14 protein-coding genes and 1 pseudogene are annotated in these 19,733 nt (G+C 52.6%); 5 read left to right on the top strand and 10 right to left on the bottom strand.

Translation table 11 applies throughout. From position 1 onward, the window contains the following. Nucleotides 1-11: 11 nt before the first annotated feature. Both C1A08_RS00405 and C1A08_RS00400 read right to left on the bottom strand, forming a co-directional pair. The gene (locus C1A08_RS00405; RefSeq protein ID WP_101570622.1) at nucleotides 12-1,232 is read right to left on the bottom strand and encodes a sigma-54 interaction domain-containing protein; all 1,221 of its coding nucleotides are present in this window, start codon (nucleotides 1,230-1,232) and stop codon (nucleotides 12-14) included. A gap of 69 nt (nucleotides 1,233-1,301) precedes the next feature. Next, entirely contained in the window at nucleotides 1,302-2,219 is a 918-nt protein-coding gene (locus C1A08_RS00400; protein WP_101570620.1) for a hypothetical protein, read from the bottom strand. A 262-nt stretch (nucleotides 2,220-2,481) separates the two neighbouring features. Here C1A08_RS00400 and C1A08_RS00395 point away from each other — a divergent pair, with 262 nt between their 5' ends. Then, nucleotides 2,482-3,873, top strand: a complete 1,392-nt coding sequence (locus tag C1A08_RS00395) for a decarboxylase (protein WP_055204192.1) — start codon at nucleotides 2,482-2,484, stop codon at nucleotides 3,871-3,873. 141 nt (nucleotides 3,874-4,014) lie between these two features. Here the strand turns inward: C1A08_RS00395 and C1A08_RS00390 are convergent, their stop codons facing one another. Genes C1A08_RS00390 through C1A08_RS00380 form a run of 3 tightly spaced genes read right to left on the bottom strand, consistent with a single transcriptional unit; the run spans nucleotide 4,015 to nucleotide 9,505 of the window. Further along, nucleotides 4,015-5,352, bottom strand: coding sequence for a TolC family protein (locus C1A08_RS00390; protein WP_101570618.1), 1,338 nt, complete (start codon nucleotides 5,350-5,352; stop codon nucleotides 4,015-4,017). Continuing rightward, a complete protein-coding gene (locus C1A08_RS00385) occupies nucleotides 5,349-8,468 on the bottom strand; it encodes an efflux RND transporter permease subunit (RefSeq protein ID WP_101570616.1) in 3,120 nt (1,039 codons plus the stop codon). The genes C1A08_RS00390 and C1A08_RS00385 overlap by 4 nt, the downstream gene beginning before the upstream one ends. After that, nucleotides 8,468-9,505, bottom strand: a complete 1,038-nt coding sequence (locus C1A08_RS00380) for an efflux RND transporter periplasmic adaptor subunit (RefSeq protein WP_180951498.1) — start codon at nucleotides 9,503-9,505, stop codon at nucleotides 8,468-8,470. The genes C1A08_RS00385 and C1A08_RS00380 overlap by 1 nt, the downstream gene beginning before the upstream one ends. Before the next feature lie 206 nt (nucleotides 9,506-9,711). Between C1A08_RS00380 and C1A08_RS00375 the strand changes: the two genes are divergently transcribed. Next, a complete protein-coding gene (locus C1A08_RS00375; RefSeq protein ID WP_101570612.1) occupies nucleotides 9,712-10,563 on the top strand; it encodes an AraC family transcriptional regulator in 852 nt (283 codons plus the stop codon). Nucleotides 10,564-10,693: 130 nt separating this feature from the next. Here C1A08_RS00375 and C1A08_RS13335 read toward each other — a convergent pair. Beyond that, nucleotides 10,694-10,922 (bottom strand): annotated as a pseudogene (locus C1A08_RS13335) (phage integrase SAM-like domain-containing protein); the annotation flags it as partial. Between the two features lie 203 nt (nucleotides 10,923-11,125). On the opposite strand from C1A08_RS13335, the gene C1A08_RS00365 reads away from it, so the two are divergent. Next, nucleotides 11,126-12,691 (top strand): hypothetical protein, encoded by a 1,566-nt coding sequence (locus C1A08_RS00365; RefSeq protein ID WP_101570610.1) that lies wholly within the window; start codon nucleotides 11,126-11,128, stop codon nucleotides 12,689-12,691. A 131-nt stretch (nucleotides 12,692-12,822) separates the two neighbouring features. Here C1A08_RS00365 and C1A08_RS00360 read toward each other — a convergent pair whose 3' ends face one another. Next, nucleotides 12,823-13,236, bottom strand: coding sequence for an acyl-CoA thioesterase (locus C1A08_RS00360; RefSeq protein ID WP_101570608.1), 414 nt, complete (start codon nucleotides 13,234-13,236; stop codon nucleotides 12,823-12,825). A 5-nt stretch (nucleotides 13,237-13,241) separates the two neighbouring features. Next, complete coding sequence (locus C1A08_RS00355; protein ID WP_101570606.1) at nucleotides 13,242-13,808, bottom strand: L-threonylcarbamoyladenylate synthase; 567 nt, start codon at nucleotides 13,806-13,808, stop codon at nucleotides 13,242-13,244. A gap of 105 nt (nucleotides 13,809-13,913) precedes the next feature. On the opposite strand from C1A08_RS00355, the gene C1A08_RS00350 reads away from it, so the two are divergent. Next, nucleotides 13,914-14,648: a YebC/PmpR family DNA-binding transcriptional regulator gene (locus C1A08_RS00350; RefSeq protein ID WP_055204200.1), complete on the top strand. Its 735-nt coding sequence runs from the start codon at nucleotides 13,914-13,916 to the stop codon at nucleotides 14,646-14,648. A gap of 174 nt (nucleotides 14,649-14,822) precedes the next feature. Next, nucleotides 14,823-16,844, top strand: a complete 2,022-nt coding sequence (locus tag C1A08_RS00345) for an FAD-dependent oxidoreductase (RefSeq protein ID WP_101570604.1) — start codon at nucleotides 14,823-14,825, stop codon at nucleotides 16,842-16,844. Between the two features lie 71 nt (nucleotides 16,845-16,915). Here the strand turns inward: C1A08_RS00345 and C1A08_RS00340 are convergent, their stop codons facing one another. Both C1A08_RS00340 and C1A08_RS00335 read right to left on the bottom strand, forming a co-directional pair. After that, nucleotides 16,916-18,217: an NAD(P)/FAD-dependent oxidoreductase gene (locus tag C1A08_RS00340; RefSeq protein ID WP_101570602.1), complete on the bottom strand. Its 1,302-nt coding sequence runs from the start codon at nucleotides 18,215-18,217 to the stop codon at nucleotides 16,916-16,918. Between the two features lie 111 nt (nucleotides 18,218-18,328). Continuing rightward, the gene (locus C1A08_RS00335) at nucleotides 18,329-19,732 is read right to left on the bottom strand and encodes a CCA tRNA nucleotidyltransferase (protein WP_055204207.1); all 1,404 of its coding nucleotides are present in this window, start codon (nucleotides 19,730-19,732) and stop codon (nucleotides 18,329-18,331) included. Between the last annotated feature and the right edge of the window lies 1 nt (nucleotide 19,733).

Raw genomic sequence — 19,733 nt, 5'->3', positions numbered from 1 at the left:
CATTTCCGGGATTACGGGATTTCGTCGATTCCTAATTCTTTGATTTTCCGGTACAGCGTGCGTTCCGAGATGAATAGTTCGCGGGCCGCGTCTCTGCGTTTCCCATTATGACGTTTCAAAGCCCGGATTATTGCCTCTTTCTGCGCTTTTTCTTTGGTCATCTCTTCCTTCGGGCCGTCGTCCACGACCTCTTCGGTGTCGGTGTAAAGCGCCTCGGCAGCCGGAGATTTAACGGCCGGTGCGATCGGGTAGCTGCCGCGAGGCAGCAACCCGGCGATATCGCTTTTGGGAGCGTCGTACGATTTCTCGGCCAGTAGTTCGGCGACCATTCGTTTCATTTCGCTCATGTCGCTGCGCAGATCGAACAGAATTTTGTACAGTAGTTCTCTTTCGGTATTCACCTCGCTGGCCGGGGCGCTGCCGCTCATGACCATCGGAATGGTGTTCGGCGCGGAATCCGGCAGGTATTTTTTGATGATCTCGCCGGTAATCAGACGGGTTTCCTCGACGGCGGAGATCTGTTCCGCCACGTTTTTCAGTTGCCGGATGTTGCCGGGCCAGCGGTAGTTCTCGAGCAGGTGCCGCGCCTCGTCGTCGAGGGTGATGACGGGCATCCGGTATTGCGTGGCAATATCCGTGGCGAACTTCCTGAATAGTAGCGTGATGTCTCCTTTGCGCTCCCTGAGCGGCGGGATGGTGATGGGCACCGTGTTCAGCCGGTAGTACAGGTCTTCCCGAAAGCGTCCGTTGGAGACCGCTTCGCGCAGGTTGATGTTGGTCGCGGCGACTACCCGCACATTGGTCTTGGCGGACTTCGACGCTCCCACCCGCATAAATTCGCCGGTTTGCAGTACCCGGAGCAGGCGCACCTGGGTCGTATGCGGCAGTTCCGCCACTTCGTCCAGGAAAATGGTTCCTCCGTCGGCTTCCTCGAAGTAGCCTTTCCTGCTTTCGGTAGCTCCGGTGAAGGCTCCCTTTTCGTGGCCGAAAAGTTCCGAATCGATCGTGCCTTCCGGAATGGCTCCGCAGTTCACGGCAATGTAGTTTCCGTGTTTGCGGGCGCTGTTCGCATGAATGATCTGCGGAAAGAACTCCTTGCCTACCCCGCTTTCGCCGGTCACCAGTACCGAAAGATCGGTCGAAGCGACCCGCAGGGCTATTTCGAGGGCGCAGTTCAGACTTTCGTCGTTACCGATGATCCCGAAACGTTGTTTTATGGTCGTTAACTCCATTTTCGTTTAAGTAAGTAGCCTGTGCCGGAGTCCGGAAAGGAGTGCCGGCGCAGGTGTTTTTCGTACGGACTAATCGTTGTCCGGAGCGGGCGCGCTTTGTACGGTCGCGGTATCGGTCTGTGCAGGCAGGATGATCGACTGGATGTCGGGGCCTTCGCGACTTACCAGAAAACCGAAGATCATCACGGCGAGCGCGATGATGGCGGTGATGATCGCGATGACGATAAAACCGTCCGCTTTCGATCTCTTTTGAACCGGTCGTCCGGGCTGCTGCGGCCTGCGCGGATAACCGGGCTGTTGCGGCCTCTGGTTCATCGGAGGCCGGTTGCCTGCGTTCGGCATCGGCGGTTGATAGGGCTGTTGCGGAGCGCGGTTGGGAACTTGCTGCGCCGGCGGCGTCTGCCGAACCGGATTGCCCGGATGCGGCGGCGTCTGTTGTTGTACGGGACGTTGTTGCGTCGGCTGCGGCACGGACCGTCTGGGCGGGATGTCGGATTGAGGTTGCGGCGCGGCAGCCGTCCGTTGCTCTGTCGCCGGCTTCTGCGGGACGGCCGGTTGCGGTTTTTCGACCGGAGGGACGGTCGTAGGCGCCGGGCGCTGTTGCCGTGCTGCTGTCGGAGGCGAGGGTACGGGTGCGGCGGCAACCGGAGGGGGCGCAGGGATAGCCTGCGCTGCCTTTTGTCCGGAATCCAGGTAATAGATGCTGTTCGAATCGATTTTCAGGGTTCCGATACCTTCTATAATATAAGCGCCGCGCGCGGCGATGTTCTTTTTGATTTCGGCGGTAAATTCCTCGATCGCAGCCTGTGCGTCGCCCGGATTCAGGCCGTATGCCGAACCGATCAGTTGGATCAGCACCCCGTCGTCTTTTTTCAGGAACGGAACGAATGCAACGGTTCCGTCGTCCTTGTGGAGGAACGCGCCGAACTGAGGAACGACCAGTCTCTTGTTGGTTTTCAGGTAGTCCGCTATAATTTTGTTGACCATGGCTCGCAGTCGTTAGATTTGATTTCCAAAAATAGGGCTTTTTCGGAATAGAAACAACTCCCGGACGTATTTTCATTCGTTCGGGATGGGGATTCGTCGGAAAAAAATAAAAGCGAAAATCAAAATAAATTCGGCCGAGTTGTTGTTTTTGTTGAAAAGAATTGTCTTCTTTGCGTCCTATAAGTTAAATGTAGCTTCGTTACTTCGCAGTTTATCGGATGAAGTAGCGGGGGCGGATTGGTCTTAAACAGGTTGTTTGAAGATGAAGAATAAGTATATCGATCTGATCGAGCAGACGTTCGAATTTCCTCAGGATGAGTTTTCCGTGGTCGACAACGAGCTGAATTTTCACGAAGTGCCGCTGATGGATGTGATCAAACAGTACGGGACGCCGCTGAAGGTGACCTATCTGCCCAAGATCACGTCGCAGATACAACGGGCCAAGCGATTGTTCAATGTGGCGATGGCCAAAGTGGATTACCGGGGGAATTACAACTATTGCTATTGCACGAAAAGTTCCCACTTCTCATTCGTGCTGGAAGAGGCGCTGAAGAACGACATTAACCTCGAAACCTCGTCGGCTTATGACATTCATATCATCGACGCGCTGTACGACGGCGGGATTATCGACAAGAATATCTTTATCATCTGCAACGGTTTCAAGCGTCCGCAGTATGTCGAGAATATTGCGGCGCTGGTCAATAACGGTTTCGAAAATACGATTCCGATCGTCGATAACAAAGAGGAGCTCGATCTGCTGGACGCCGCTATTCACACCGAATGCAAGATCGGTATCCGGATCGCGTCGGAAGAGGAGCCGAAATTTGATTTTTATACTTCGCGTCTCGGTATTCGTTACAACGACATCGTGGAGTATTATAAGACCAAGATCCGCAGCAATAAGAAGTTCAAGCTGAAAATGCTTCACTTCTTTATCAATACCGGGATCAAAGATACGGCTTACTACTGGAACGAACTGAGCAAATGTCTGAGCGTTTACTGCGAGCTGAAAAAAATCTGCCCCGAACTCGATTCGCTGAACATCGGAGGGGGGTTCCCGATCAAAAATTCGCTGGGCTTCAATTATGATTACGAGTACATGACCGAGGAAATCGTCGCTCAGATCAAGAATATATGCAACCTGGCCGAGGTCGAGGAGCCGAACTTGTTTACCGAATTCGGGTCGTTCACGGTGGGCGAAAGCGGCGCGACCCTCTTTTCGATCATCAACCAGAAGCAGCAGAACGACCGGGAGAGCTGGTATATGATCGATAGTTCCTTTATGACCACGCTACCGGATATCTGGGGGATCAACCAGCGGTACATTCTGTTGGCTATCAATAATTGGGACAAGGAGTACCAGCGGGTGTTTCTCGGTGGCCTGACTTGCGACAGCGAGGATTATTACAACGGAGAGTCGCATTCCAACGCGATCTTTCTGCCGAAGCTGAACGGCGGACCGCAATACATCGGGTTTTTCCATACCGGAGCTTACCAGGAGTCGCTGGGCGGGTTCGGCGGAATCCAGCATTGCCTGATTCCGGCTCCGAAGCACATTATCATCGACCGCGAAAAGGGCGATAACGAGTATTATACCCGCCTGTTCGCCAAGGAGCAGAGTTACCGTTCGATGATGCGGATATTAGGGTATTAGCCGTCCTGGCGCATACGGGGTCAAAAGCAGGAGTCCGGTGCGCCTCTTTGTCCCGGAGAGGCGCTTCTGCGGGTCATCATCGAGATAAAACGATATGAATCATTTTTGAAAGGACGCAGAAATATACCTCGATGCCGATCGTTAGTTAATTTTTCCAACCGCTTTCTGATACTCCAGCCATCTCAGATAGCAGTTTATCCGTGCTTCCACCTGTGTCTGCATGGCTTGTTGCCACAAGGTCTGCGCTTCAAGATAGTCGGACAGCGTTTCCACGCCTTTCTCATATTGCAGTCGGCTCGCACGCAGGTTCTCCTCCGCTGAGACAACGGACGATTCCGCTAACCTCTTTTCAAGGAATGCTTCGTCAAGGTTGTTGAACGACTGGGTCATCTCAAGCGTAAGCCGTTCGTTAGTATCTTCGCGTTCGGCTTGAACCTGTGTGTATTGCGCCTTGGCTGATTTGATCTTGTTGGTGCGGTGTCCGAAATCGAAAATAGGTATGGAGACTTGCACGCCGACAAGAAAGTTCCAACTGTCGAGCAGTTTTCTCCCATTTAGCTCAATGCCGTTCAAGTAGCCGTATTGACCGACCAATCCCACTTGTGGCAGATGCTCGCTTCTTGCTACGGCGATTTTCTGTTTAGCCAATTCGTTTTGCTGTTCAAGCATCAAGTATTCGGGACGGTTGGATATGCCGTCGTCCTGCATATGACCGGCATTCGTTTCAGGTAAAGAGCTATCTGTTTCTATCTTGTCCGTCAATGGGCGACCTATGTAGTGGCACAGATTCATCATGGCAAGTCGATGCCCGTTTTCCGCACGGCGCAAGTCCAGTTCGCTTTCATTCAACTTTACTTTCACTTTCAGCACGTCGTTCTGCGATTTCATACCATGCTTGCGGGCACTTTCCACGGTACGCATCAGTTCCGTCAATAGCTCATTATAGGACTCCGCAACCTGCACCAGTTCTTTGGCGCGCACCACTCCGGCGTATGCACGTGACGTTTCCACGACCACTTCCGATTCCGTCAGTCTTTTGTTCTGCCGGGCTATTTCATCGCCGATCTTTGCCATGCGGTAGCTTGTCCGTATTTTCCCGCCCATGTAAACGGGCTGTTCCACTTTGACACCTCCGCTGTATATCCAGCCGAGGTCGTATGCAAGGTCGATGCCCGGAAACAAGGCAGACTGTCCTGTAGGGATTCCATCCGCACCTAATACAGGCAGTTGTCCCATACCGCTTGAATAGGAACCGTCGGCAGTAGAATAAAGAGCGTTTCCTGTCAATGATAATGACGGGAGAAACAGAGCCTTGGTACTGCGCTTTTCAAACAGGGAAGCCTGTAATTGCTGCTCGGAGACTTCCATCCTTTTATTGTTTTCTTTTGCCAACCGGATGCATTCATCCAGTGTCAGAACCGTTTGCGAATAGCATGCAAACGGTAATACGGCGAATATGTATATAAATAATCGTTTCATTTTATCTTGATTTTGAAGAACATGGCGTAAAGGATAGGCACAAAGAACAGCGTAGCCAGTGTGGAGAAGAGCAAGCCGCCCATGATGGTAGCAGCCATAGAGCCGAACATAGCGTCGCTCAACAGCGGTATCATGCCGAGAATGGTAGTAAGCGAAGCCATCATCACAGGACGCAAACGGCTTTCCGAACTGGATACAAGAGCTTCGGCCGGCGCGATGCCGGCACTTATCTGTTCCCCGATTTCATCCATCAGCACGATGCAATTTTTCATCATCATGCCGACCAGTCCCAATGCCCCGACAATGGCGCAGAACGTGAATGACTGTCCGCTTAGAAGCATGGCTCCGACGATACCGATGGCAAGCAATGGAACGCAGCAAAGTATGATTGCAGGCTTGCGGTAATCCTTGAACAGCATGATAAGGATGGCAATCATCAGGACGATACCCAACGGCACGTTTTTGAACAAGTAGTGCATGGTTTGCGTACTGGCATCTTTTTCGCCTTTCCATTGTAGTTGGTATCCTTCGGGAAGTTTTATCTGTTCGATCCTTTCGGCAATGGTTGCGCGTGCCTTTTCTGTTTCAATGCCAGGCGAAGGCGAACACATGACTGTCTGGGCACGCTGTCCATTGTAACGCGGAACGATGGGGTCTTCCCATTCCATGCTAATCCCCTTGCCGATTTGCTTCAACGGTGTCGTCTGCATGATCGATTCGATGAGGTCACTGCGGTCTGCCGTTCCTGATTTTATTTTCAGCAAAGCTTCTTCATCCAACACGCTGCTTATATTGGGCATCATTGAGAACAAAGGAACATTCTCCAGATTGTCCATTTTCTCTCCGTCCTCTCCTGTACATTTCAGATAAATCGTGTTCTTGTGTATGCCGTCATAGAAATTGCCAACGGGTATGCCTCCGGCTGCTGTCAGTACGGAAGTGGAAATATCTTGCCTGCTCAACCCGGAGCGGCGTGCGGACGATTGGTCGTAGTCTATCGTCAATAACGGCATGGACGGTTCCCAGTCTGTCGTGACCAAGCAGACTTCGGGGGTCTGTTCCATAATCATGCGTGCGGAATCCGCTAACGCATGGAGTACGGCAGGGTCGGGTCCTGTGAACAGGGCCTCGATGGGATACTTCTTGTACATGATGTTGTACTGTTTCAACTTGACGTAGGCATCGGGATACCGCTTCAGAAGTTCCCGTTGAATTTCATCCATGTTTTCCACCAGCGCGTCGGGGGACTCGAAGTCGATAATCAGTTCGCCGTACGACAATGAGGGCGTGGCGATGCTGCGTACCAGATTGTAACGGGCGGGCGTACCGCCGATGGCGGTCGTTACGTTGCGTATCTCCGGGCGGCTTTTCAAATAAACCCTGATTTCTTCCAACTCGCTCGCCACCTGTGTGGAGTTCGTACCTTCCGGCAGTTTGTATTCCATATAGAGCTGGTCGTACACCATGTCAGGGAAAAAGCCGTGGCGCATGAACCGATAGCCGTATGCGCTTAACAGGACGAGCGCGACCGCGATGAGCACAGAGGATACGCGATGACGCAGCCCGAAATTCAAGGCTGCACGCAGCCAGTCATATACCCGACCGTTGTATAACGATTCCTCTTTTTTGCCGGGCGCGTCGGCTTTCAGCCAACCGTTTGCCATCAAAGGCACATGCACGAGTGCCAGTATCCAACTCAACAACAACGACACGGCAAGGACGATGAACAGGTCTCTCACGTATACGCCCGCCGTATCGGGAGAAAGGAAGACGGGCAGGAAGGCAAGGATGGCAATCAAAGTTGCCCCCAGAAGCGGCATGGCCGTCCTTTTACCTATGGAAGTCATCGCTTCCATGTGCGGCTTGCCCCGTTTCAGGTCTATCAGGATGCCGTCAATTATCACGATGGCATTGTCTACCAGCATTCCCATTGCGAGAATAAAAGCAGCCAGCGATACCCGTTGCATGGAACCGTCCATCATGCCCAATAACAAGAATGAGCCGATAACCGTGACAATAAGGCTCGTGCCTATGATAACACCGCTTTTGAAGCCCATGACGAGCATCAATATCGCCACGACGATAACGACCGATTCTATCAGGTTGATGAAGAAAGTGGCAAGGGCATCTGTCACTCGTTCCGGCTGGTAGAACACGCGATGGTATTCTACTCCTGCCGGGAAATGCTCCGCTTTCAATTCCTCAAGCCGCCGTTCAACTTGTTTGCCTACTTTCACGATGTCCGTACCCGAAGCGGCGGCAACGGCAATGCCCAAAGACGGCTCGCCGTTATAAGCCATCGAGTTGCGTACCGGAGTGACATAGTCATTACCTACTTTGGCAATATCTCCCAAGCGGAGTTGGTCATCCTCATGGCCCTGTATAATCATATTGCGAATTTGCTCTACCTTGCGGAATTTGTCATTGACAGTCACGCGCACGCGTTTTGGCCCGTTGTCGTAATATCCGGTATAATAGATGCCATTCTGCCCTTGCAGCGTGGTGAGTACCTCCGCAGGCGAAACGCCCAATGTCGCCATACGTTCAGGCAGCATCTCAATGTTGATGCACTCCTCTCGTTCTCCGTATATAGTGACACGTCCCACGTCTTCAATGTTTGTCAACTCCCGCTGGATCAATCGGGCATAGTCGGATAGTTTGCGCTCGTCCGTTCCGTCACCGGTCAGGGCGTAGAACATGCCGTATACCAATCCGAAATCGTCTTGCACCTTGACCGACGTGCCTTCCGGAAGTCCGGCTCCGGCATCGGAAACTTTGCGCCGCAACATGTCCCAGCACTGCTCGATTTCGTTTTCCGGAACCGTGGTCTTCATTTCGACCTGGAGGATGGTTAAATCATTATACGACCAACTGCATACGTTGTTCACTTCACCGATGGTGCGTATGTTTTTTTCCAACGGTTCGGTGACTTCCATTTCCATCTCGTGTGCGGAAGCTCCGGGCCGGGTCGCCACGACCATCGCCATTTTCACCTTGATTTCCGGATCTTCCAGCTTGCTCATGTCGTATGCGGAATAGAGCCCGCCGACCAGCAAGACGACAATAAGAAAATAAACCAGTTTCTTGTTGTCGAAAGCCCATTTTCCTACATCCATCACAATAAGCCTCCTACATTCGTTTCAGATTCATCAGCCATAGGCTTTACCTTTTGGCTGTCCGTCAGTTTATGTACTCCAGCAGTCACGACAAGTTCCCCATCAGAAAGCCCTTGTGCAATGATTGCCTTGCCATTGGTATGGAGTTGCTTGACGGATACGGCACGTAATCTTATCACTCCGTCCTTCTTATTATAAACCCAGACGCAACTTTTCCCGTCTTTCTTGAATAATGCGGAAGACGGTATTTCCGTCTTCCCGCTCGCGGTATCGCTTATCACCATATCTACCATCGTATTCATTCCGGGCGAAGGCTGGGGCGACATGTCCTGCGGAATGGAAAGACGTACTGTGTACAATTGATTGGCATTGGCTTTCGGTGCTATGCTAATCAAGCGGAGCGGGACTTTCTGGTTCGGCATGAAATCAAATGAAGCATAGAACGATTCCATTTTGTTGCGATGAATATAAGTAGACGCCGGGATATTGATTTCTATTTCTTGCTTACCCCCTGATACAATCGTGACAATAGGCATACCTGCTGCCACGACCGTTGGCGGATCAAACAAGCGTTTCTGAACATACCCATTGAAAGGAGCATATATTTTTGTGTCAGCTAATTGGTTTTGGGCATTTTCATATTTTGCGGCAATCTGCTGTAAGCCAAATCGTGCCTTGTCATATGCATCGGCTGTGCTTACGCTGTCCGCATAGAGTGCTATTACACGTTCGGCTTCCGATTTTACGTTCATATACTCCGCCTTGATAGCGTCCAGTTGCACTTGATAATCACGCGGGTCTATTTCCGCTACAAGCTGACCTTTGCTTACCCTGCTGCCTTCCTCGACATAGACGTTCATCAATGTTCCACTGATCTTGAAAGCCATGTTCACTTCTTCCGCAGCCTTCACACGTCCGGGAAATTCTTGAACCGATGTAGCACCGGCGTTTTCAACCATGAAGAGCCGGACATTTGCCGTGTCCGTTTCCTCCGTCTGCTTACTGTGGCACGAGCTGTTCAGCAATAACAGTCCCATGAACAGACATGTTATAACATAATTTTTTCTCATATATGAATTGTCCTTAATTGCGGCTATAAAATTATGCAAATCAAAAATGGCGCGCAAGAGCAAAATTGAGCGAAAATTGTATGATATGTTCGATTTACGGAAGATTCATAGCGAAATATGAGTTTGTTTTGTTTGTTTTTTTATCTTTGCCGAGGTTTAGATATACAAAATAAATGAGTACAATTGAAGATTCCAATATCGAGTTATTCGATATAGACAGCAAAAATATAAAGCAAAGAAATCCTTTCAGCTATCTTAATCAAAATGGATTTCTGCTTTGTAAAAGAGGAAAAATTTCTCTTATAATGGACGAACGGCTATACAATGTGGAAAAAGGCGATTTGTACATATATCCGGCATTCTCGCTGACGCAAATCCATAGTGTCAGCGATGACCTACAGGGAGTGGCGGGAACGGCGGATTTCAATTTCATATTTTCCTCGCTCGATTCCATATCCGACACTCAAAGTCATATTTATATACGTTTCCATCCTCTTGTTTCTTTGACGGTTGAACAATTGCAACGTATAGAGGAAATCATTTGGTTTGTCCGTAAAAGGAAAAATATCCAGACCCAATTGGGGACACAAATCGTGTTATCGCTTGTTCAAGCCTTTTGTTACGAAGTGATAGATGCCTATATAACCAACAAATCGATGCAGTCTATGAAGCAGACTCGCAAGGACAAGACTTTCCAGAACTTTCTCGTTTCACTGTATCAGAATTTCCATATTCACAGAAATGTACAGTTTTATGCAAAGCAACAAGGCCTTACGCCCCGCTATTTCACGACATTAATTCATAAGGTATCGGGCAAGACACCATCTCAATGGATTACGACGTTCGTCATCATAGAAGCCAAACGTTTATTGTCCAATCCTAAGATAAGCATCAAGGAAACATCATGCAAATTACATTTTACCGACCAGTCTTTTTTCGGGCGCTATTTTAAGTTGTATGCAGGCTGTTCTCCGTCTGAATATAAAAACGCTACATTTAAGAGGAATTGTAGTATGGATTTGTAGATGTCCAAATATAAACCGATAGGTACAAGAAACAAGAATTTGCCGGCAAGAGTATTCAGCGAATGAGAATGACAACGGGCAGGTTTCGACGCCTGCCCGTTTCTTTGTTCGGTTCAGTTCAGAAGCCTGTCCTTTCGGTTTTGAGGAACAGCTCGAAGTCGGTGATGAATGCGGGAGCAAGCTCTTCCAAGGCAATGGCGCTGACTTTATAGCGTTCTTCGATGGAACTCCGCGAGGTGTTTATACACGGTGCAGTATTTCCAATAACTGTGCAGACTTTTGAGCTTGCCCGCCTGCTTCTGGTAATCCTCGTTGTGCTGACGGAATATCGCTAACAAGGTTTCATGGTTCATACCTAACGTCGAAAATCCTTTATCCGAACCGAAGTAGCGGGATAGTAATGCAACTCCGATCTCACTTGGCTTTTCAAAGGTTTCGCTTGGCTTCTTTGTCCTCGCAGTCTGTGTTTTCTCTAAACCCTTTGTTTACAACCTTCTTGCCTCTTTCAGCCTACTATCTCGTTTTTTTCCGTACCTTTGTCCTAAATCACTAACCCGTTTGTATGCAGATTTTCCGAAAAGTTCTGGTCGTTTTTTTATTGCTGGGAACCGCCGCTGCCTTGCAGGCGCAGGAACTTTCTTCGCGGCAAACCGCAACGAACGATTCTCTGAAATTGCGAAGGGATGAAAAAGGAGGAGTCGCCGGTATGGCCGATCCGCAGAAAACTTCGGCGTCTTTCCCGTCCGTCAAGCAACTAACCGGATCGTTCCAGCAAGAGTCGGCGTCCGATATCGATGCGTTTCAGGATACCGTCTCCCGTCACAAAAAGAATTTCATCGCCCGCATCATCGATTATTACGGCCGGTCGAACGTGGACCGCACCTTCGAAAAGAAACTCGACTGGAGCATAGCGCCCGGTCCGAATTATTCGTCGGACGTGGGTTTCGGTATCGGATTCCTGATAGCCGGCCTGTATCGGCTGGATCGAACGGATTCGACGACGATGCCTTCCAATTTTGCCGTTTACGGAAACGTAACGACCCAGAAGTTCGCCTTGCTGCGTGTCAGCGGCACCAATATTTTCAAGCAGAATCGTTATCGTGTCTCTTATTCCGGGGCGATGGTCTATTTTCCCGGCGCTTTTTACGGCGTGGGTTACGACGCCGGAAAAGTGGGATACGTGCAGGAGCTGACCACGACGATGTATAAAGTCCGTGCGAGCGGCGGCGTTCGGATCGCGCCGAAGGCTTACGCCGGGATGACTTTCAGTCTGGACTATACGGGAGCCAAATCGAAAAAGTCCTCCGCTACCGAACGGTCGTTCCTCTATTACGAATCGGTGGTGGATAAGGTGCTCCAGGAGTCGGGCGGTACGATCGGCGGGGCGCAGGAGGCTTACGACCGTCTCGACGCGCAGGAAAAAGCGGTTTTCAACGGTTATTCCTACGGAGACGGGAAACGGTTGTACGATGCGTGGCGCAACGGTTATTACGATCCCGCGAAAGCCGATCCGTTCGACAACTATGTCGGATCGACCGGCGAAAATCCCAATGCGATGAATGTCGGTTTGGGGGCCTTCTTGCAATACGATTCGCGCGATGTGCTGACCAGTCCGTACAAAGGTATTTTCTTTAATCTGGATATCAAATATTTCCCGAGATGGCTCGGCAATTCGCTGCATACGTTCGGGAAGATACAGGTTACCTTCGACTGGTATCGGAAAACGTGGAAAGGGTGCGTGTTGGCTTACGACCTTTACGGGAATTTTACGATGGGAGTGCCGTCCTGGCACATGTATTCGTCGCTGGGCGGCATGGAGCGCATGCGCGGTTATTACGAAGGGCGCTACCGCGACCGGAACTGCGTGATGACGCAGGTCGAATTGCGCCAGCGGGTTTACCGTCGCCACGGGGTGGCCGCGTGGATCGGTGCGGGTAACGTTTGGGGCGTCGATTCTTTTGCCTGGAATCATACGCTTTGCAGTTTCGGCGTCGGTTACCGTTTCGAATTTAAAAAGCGGATGAACATCCGGTTGGATTACGGTTGGGGCGCGCACGGCAATCCGAATTTCCACTGGGATAAAAAAAGGTGTACGGCTTTCCTGTTTACCGCATCGGAAGCATTCTGATCCGGCGGAATATGCGCGGGCGAGATTCGTAAATACGATCCCCGGGAAACGGAATCCTGTTTCCCGGGGATCGTCGGTATTGCGGCGCGGCGCGCCCGGCGGGACGACCGGTTTCCGTCTACGGAACGGAGTTATCGGCCCGCGTCTTTTTCCATTTCGGCAGTCAGCTTGGCTTTCCATTCGTCCGGCATTTCGAAAGAGTGCTGCTCGTCGAAATTGTAAGCCACCATGACGGCCGTGCATTCGGTCTTGATCTGTTCAGTCTCGGAGTTGATGAGCTGGTGGTGCAGCGTGAAGCTTTTGTTACCCACCCGGATGATTCGGGTGCGTACGGCGATCGGCTCGTCGCGGCGGGTCTGGACGAGGTAGTTCGTCTGGCTTGCAACGATGATCAGTCCGGCCGTTTTCCAGTACGGAGTCAGGCCGAGCACCTGCTTGTAAAAGTCGCACTTCCCGAGGTCGAAATAGTGCTGTTGATTGACGTTGTTGACGTGCCCCAGTACGTCGATGTCGGCGAAGCGCATTTGTATTTGTGTCTCTATCATAGGCTTTATGGTCTGATGATTTCAATTTCTCCGTTCACGCCGACCTTGACGATCGACGATGCTTTTCCGGTGGGACGACCTTCCCACGCGCGGTCGATCACCAGATCGACGCCGTCGACGATCTCCTTTGCGATTTCGCTGAACGACATTGGGGACGGTTTGCCCGAAATATTGGCCGAAGTAGAAACGAGCGGTCGATTCAGTTTGTGAATCAGTTTGTTGCAAAATTCGTGATCCGGAATACGGATTCCCAGCGTCCCTTCGTCCGGAATCAGATTCGGGGCGACGGCGCAGGCTCCGGGCAGGATCAGCGTCAGCGGTTTGTCGGCTACTTCGTACAACTGCCACGCCACTTCGGGCACTTTTTGGATGTATAGCGATACTTTGTCGATCTGGTCGAGCAGTACGAGCATACTCTTTTTGTTGACGCTCTGTTTGAGGTCGTAGATGCGCGCGACTGCCTGTTCGTTGGTCGCGTCGCATCCGATCCCCCAGACCGTATCGGTCGGATAGAGGATGACCCCCCCCCTTCGGAGGACTTCCAGCGCCTGATAAATCGGATCTTCAGCCATGTTTTACATAATTTGGAATCGCACAAAAGTACGCTTTTTTTTGTCTATTTTTAAAAAAGAGTATAGCTTTGTACCTCTAAAAAATGAAAACGAACAAAACATATTATGGGAAGAGCATTTGAGTATCGAAAAGCACGCAAACTGAAAAGATGGGGCAACATGGCCCGTACTTTTACCAAACTGGGAAAGGAAATCGCGATTGCCGTGAAGGCCGGAGGGCCTGATCCGGCGGGTAATACCCACCTCAGAGTGCTGATTCAGAATGCAAAAGCCGCCAATATGCCGAAAGAGAACGTCGAACGCGCGATCAAACGGGCCACGTCGAAAGAGATGGGCGACTACAAAGAGATGGTGTACGAAGGATACGCTCCGTTCGGGATCGCGATGATTGTCGAGACGGCGACCGACAATACGACGCGTACCGTAGCCAACGTTCGCAGTTATTTCAACAAGCTCGGCGGTTCGCTCGGGACTTCGGGATCGGTGTCGTTTATGTTCGATCACAAGTGCGTTTTCAAAACTCCGGTGAAAGAAGGGATGGATATCGAAGAGCTGGAACTCGAACTGATCGATTGCGGCGTGGACGAGGTGTTCGTCGATGGTGAGGAAGTGGTGATCTACGGGGCGTTCGAATCGTACGGAGCCATTCAGAAGTACCTGGAGGATAACGGTTACGAGATTATCAGCGGGGAGTTCGAGCGAATCCCGACCGACACGAAGGAGGTGACCGAGGAGCAGCGCGCTACGGTCGAGAAACTGATCGAGAAACTGGAAGAGGACGAAGATGTGGCGAATGTTTACCACAATATGAAAGAGGCCGAAGGCGGCGAGGAGGAGTAGCTTTCCGGTTTTGGCGAAAGAGACGACGAAAAACGGTCGCGGATCGAAATCCGCGACCGTTTTTTGTTGTGATTTTCAGTTTTTATGACCAACTTGCGGCAACCGGAGGATTTTCGCTTTTACGGATTTTTTGGAAGAAGTGCTACTCCGGTATTAACGGATCATACGATGAGGATGTCGAAAATAATCTCTTGTCTGGCGATGCTTTCGGTGACGGTATGCGCTTGCAGCCCTTTACAGGGAGAGAATGTGAAAGAGGTGGATATTTGCGTTTACGGCGGAACCTCGGCCGGCGTCATAGCCGCCTATACGGCCCGGCAGGCCGGGAAGAGCGTTCTGCTGATCGAGCCGGGGCGTCATCTGGGCGGAATGAGTTCCGGAGGGCTGGGATATACCGATATCGGGAACAAATACGTCATCCGGGGCCTGGCGCTCGATTTCTACCGTCGGCTGGGCCGGCATTACGGCAAGCTCGAACAATGGATTTTCGAACCGAAAGAAGCGGAAGCCGTTTTCAACGAGTACATCCGCCGGGCGGATGTGGAGGTGTGGTACGACAGCCGGATCGTCCGGGCGGCCAACCGGGGCGGAGTGATCCGGAATATCACGCTCGAAAACTCCGTTTCGCCGCGGTCGTCGCCCCGTAGAACGGTACGCGCAAAGGTATTTATTGATTGCAGTTACGAAGGGGATCTGATGGCGCGCGCCGGGGTTTCCTACACCGTCGGTCGGGAAGGTAATGAACGGTACGGCGAAACCTACAACGGGGCGCAGCGGATGAACGGCCACCAGTTTCCCGACGGGATCGACCCGTATATCGTCAGAGGGGACAGCGCCAGCGGATTGCTGTACGGCATCAATCCCGATCCGATCCTGCCCGACGGGACGGGGAACAAAAAAGTGCAGGCCTATAATTTCCGCATCGCGCTTACCGATCGTCCGGAGAACCGGGTTGAAATCACCCGCCCGGACAACTACGATCCGCAGCGGTACGAGTTGCTGGTACGGTTGAAGGAGAAGCTTCCGTGGAAAACGCCTTACGATGTTTTTATCTGGAGCAGAATGCCGAACGGCAAGACGGATATCAATAATTCCGGCGGTTTTTCGACCGACGTGATCGGTGAAAACTGGAACTATCCGGAAGCGGATTACCCGGAGCGCGAACGGATTCGAAAATTCCACGAGGACTACACGAAAGGGCTTCTCTATTTTATCGGACACGATCCGCGCGTCCCCGACTCCATCCGTAGGGAGATGCTGCGGTGGGGATACCCGAAGGACGAATATACGGATAACGGGCACTGGACGCACCAGATGTACGTACGCGAAGCGCGGCGTATGATCGGCCCCGTCGTGATGACCCAGCACCATTGTTTGGGCGAGGAGACGGTGACCGACGGCATCGGCTGGGCCGCCTATACGATGGATTCGCACAATTGCGACCGCCACGTCGTGAACGGCATGGTCAAGAACGAGGGTAATGTCGAGATCGGAGGGTTCGGCCCCTACCCCGTTTCGTACCGGGCCGTTACGCCGCGGGCCGAAGAAGCCCGGAACCTGCTGGTTCCGGTATGTCTGTCCGCATCGCACATCGCTTACGGTTCGATCCGCATGGAGCCGGTATTCATGGTGTTGGCGCAGTCGTCGGCCATAGCGGCCTGTCAGGCGATCGACCGGTGCGGAGGCTGCGTGCAGCGTGTCGACGTTGCGGCCGTGATGGATGAATTTGCGGGCAATCCGCTGGCGGATGGTAGCCAGCCCGAACTGTTCGTCGATAACAGCGATGCCGAAAACGTCGTCGTCAGCGGCGATTGGAAAACGGAGAAAAACGCCTGGTCGGCCTACGGGCCGGATTTCCTGTCGGACGATTCGAAGGGGACATTTCCCAAATCGTTGCGATACGTGCCGCGGCTTCCGGCCGGAAACGAATACGACATTTATGTTTACTTCCCGAAAGTGGGCGGAGCGACTACGCATACTTCGATCCGGGTTTTCGACGGGGCGCGGCGGTACGACCGGAGGATCCGGTCGTCGGACGTGGTCGTCGAAGGACAGACCGGCGGCGAATGGGTGCGTATCGGCCGCTATCGGCTGCCCGAAGGTAGGAAAGGGTATGTGGAGATTTCGAACGAAGAGGCGGACGGCATAGTCGTCGCGGATGCCGTATTGTTCATTCCGGCCCGGTCGGAGAACTGATCCCTTGCTTCCTAATAAAAACCGCGGCGCATCTGAAAATAGATGCGCCGCGGTTTTGTTCGCCGGTAAGTTTACGCCAGGCCGTCCTCTTTTTTCTGGCGTTCGTAGGAGCCGATGATCAGCCGGATCGGCTGGTCGTGTCCGAAATAATTCCATACCCAGCCCCAGAATACTTTCAGCTTGCCCTGGATGCCGAGCAGGAACATGATGTGGATCGTCGACCAGACGACCCATGCGGCAAAACCGCCGAAACGGATCTTTTTCCATTCGACGAAAGCCCTGTTGCGGCCGACGGTTGCCATGACGCCGTAATTGCAGTAGCGGAACGGTTTCATCGGGCGTCCTTTGAGTCCGGCCAGCAGGTTTTTCCCCAGACGTTTTCCCTGGGAAATTCCGACGCGAGCCAGTTGCGGGTGTCCGTTCGGATACTCCGCGTCGTCGTGCATCGCGGCGATGTCGCCGATGGCGAAAACGTCGTCGTACTCTTTGACCCGGTTGAAAGCGTCCACGCCGATCCGTCCGCCGCGTTCTTTGGTTTGCTGTCCGAGGCCCGGAACGGCGCTGCACCGGATGCCGCTCGTCCAGATCAAGTTCTGGGTCGGGATGCTCTCCCCGTCGTCGAAGATCGCGCAGCCGTCGACATAATCGGTCACTTTTCGGTTCAGCATCACTTTGACGCCTTTGCTCTTCAGGGTTTTCAGCGCTTCAGCAGAGGTCTGTTCCGACATGGAAGAGAGCAGGCGTCCCAGTCCTTCGATCAGGTAGATGCTCATGTGCGACATGTCCAGCCGCGGGTAATCCCTCGGCATCACGTAACGTCTCATTTCGGATAGCGCTCCGGCGATTTCGACCCCCGAAGCGCCTCCGCCCACGATCACCACGTTCAGCCGCGAGATGCGTTCGGCGTCGGAAGAGGCCGTTACGGCGATCTCGAAATTGCGGAGTACCCGGTTGCGGATATTCAGCGCGTCGGTGATGTTGGACATCGCCAGTGCGGTGCGCTTGATGTTTTCGATCCCGAAAAAGTTCGGAACGCAGCCCGTGGAGATGACCAGGTAGTCGTAGCGGATGTCTCCGACCGTGGTGTACAATCGCTTTGCAGTCGCGTCGACGCGTTCGATATAGGCCATCCGGAAGTAGAAGTCGTTCCATCCGTGGAACATTTTCCGGAACGGGAATGCGATATCGCCGACATTCAGCGCCGAACTGGCCACCTGGTACAGCAGCGGCTTGAACATGTGGTAATTGTGTTTATCGACCAGCACGACCTGCATACCGCTGCGGCGCAGGGTACGGATCAATGCGAGGCCGGCGAATCCGCCGCCCACGATGACGATGCGTTTTTTGTCGGTATCGGGAATGTTCGATGACATAGTTTTGGTGTTTAACGTTTGACAATGGCGGTAACGACCTATCCGGCAAATAGAATACCGAAAATGCAAAATGAGCCGGTTTTATGAATAATTTACCGGGAAGGGACGGCCCTACCCGATTTTTTTCAGCCCGAGTTCGGCGGCCTGCCGTTCCATGTAGGCGTAAGCCTGGTCGTAGTCGTTGGCGATCACGCCGTCCAGAATGGCGTCTTTGATGGCGCTCTTCAACTCGCCGACCGCCCGGCAGGGTTTCAGTCCGTAAATCTGCATGATTAGCTCGCCCGAGATCGGTGGCTGGAAATTACGGATCCGGTCTTTCTCCTCGATTTCGCGCAGTTTGACTCGTACCAGCTCGAAATTTTGTAAGTAACGTTTGACCTTGGCGTCGTTGGCCGAAGTGATGTCGGCTTCGCAGAGGGTCATCAGGTCGTCGATGTCGTCGCCCGCTTCGAACAGCAGCCGCCGTACGGCCGAGTCGGTTACGACGTCTTCGGCGAGGATGATCGGCCGCAGGTGCAAAAAAACCAGTTTCTGGACATACTTCATCTTCTCGTTCATCGGCAGTTTCAACTCCCGGAAGATCGCCGCGACCATTTTCGATCCGACGACTTCGTGCCCGTGGAACGTCCATCCCGTTTTCGGGTCGTAGGCTTTGGTTCTCGGTTTGCCGATGTCGTGCAGCAGCGCCGCCCAACGCAGCCAGAGTTTGTCGGTATGACGGGCTATGTTGTCGAGCACTTTGAGCGTATGCACGAAGTTGTCTTTGTGGGCGTGTTTCCCGACCCGTTCGACGCCTTTGAGCCGCGACAATTCCGGAAAGATCAGCGGCAGTAACCCGCAGCGGTCGAACAGGTCGAATCCGATCGACGGAACCGGCGACAGCAGGATCTTGTTCAGTTCGGTTACGATGCGTTCTTTCGAGACGATCGAAATCCGCTCGCGGTTGCGTTCGATCGCGTCGAAAGTTTCCGGTTCGATGTCGAAACCCAGTTGGGCGGCGAAACGTACGGCCCGGATCATCCGCAACGGATCGTCCGAGAACGTCGTGTCCGGATCGCACGGGGTTCTGATCAGCAGTCGCTCCAAGTCGCCCGTTCCGTCGAACGGGTCGATCAACTGCCCGAACGTATCGCCGTTCAGCGAGAAAGCCATCGCATTGATCGTAAAGTCGCGCCGCAGCTGGTCGTCTTCGATCGTCCCGTTTTCGACGATCGGTTTGCGCGAGTCGGCACGGTAGGACTCCTTGCGGGCCCCGACGAACTCCACTTCCCACTTCCCGCAGCGCAGCATCGCAGTTCCGAAGTTCTTAAAGACCGATACCCGGCTGCCGATCTGTCGGCCCAGCGTTTCGGCCACGTCGATTCCGCTGCCGGTTACCACGACGTCGATATCGGTGCAGGGACGCCGCAAGAAGTAGTCGCGGACATAGCCGCCGATCACGAAGGCCTGTAAGCCTTTGGCGTCGGCGATCGCTCCGATTTGTTTGAAAAGGGGGTGTCGCAGCGCGTCGTTCATC

It is taken from the genome of Alistipes sp. cv1, from assembly GCF_900240235.1.
Lineage (GTDB): Bacteria > Bacteroidota > Bacteroidia > Bacteroidales > Rikenellaceae > Alistipes_A > Alistipes_A hominis.
This window is presented reverse-complemented; position numbering and strand designations above follow the sequence as displayed.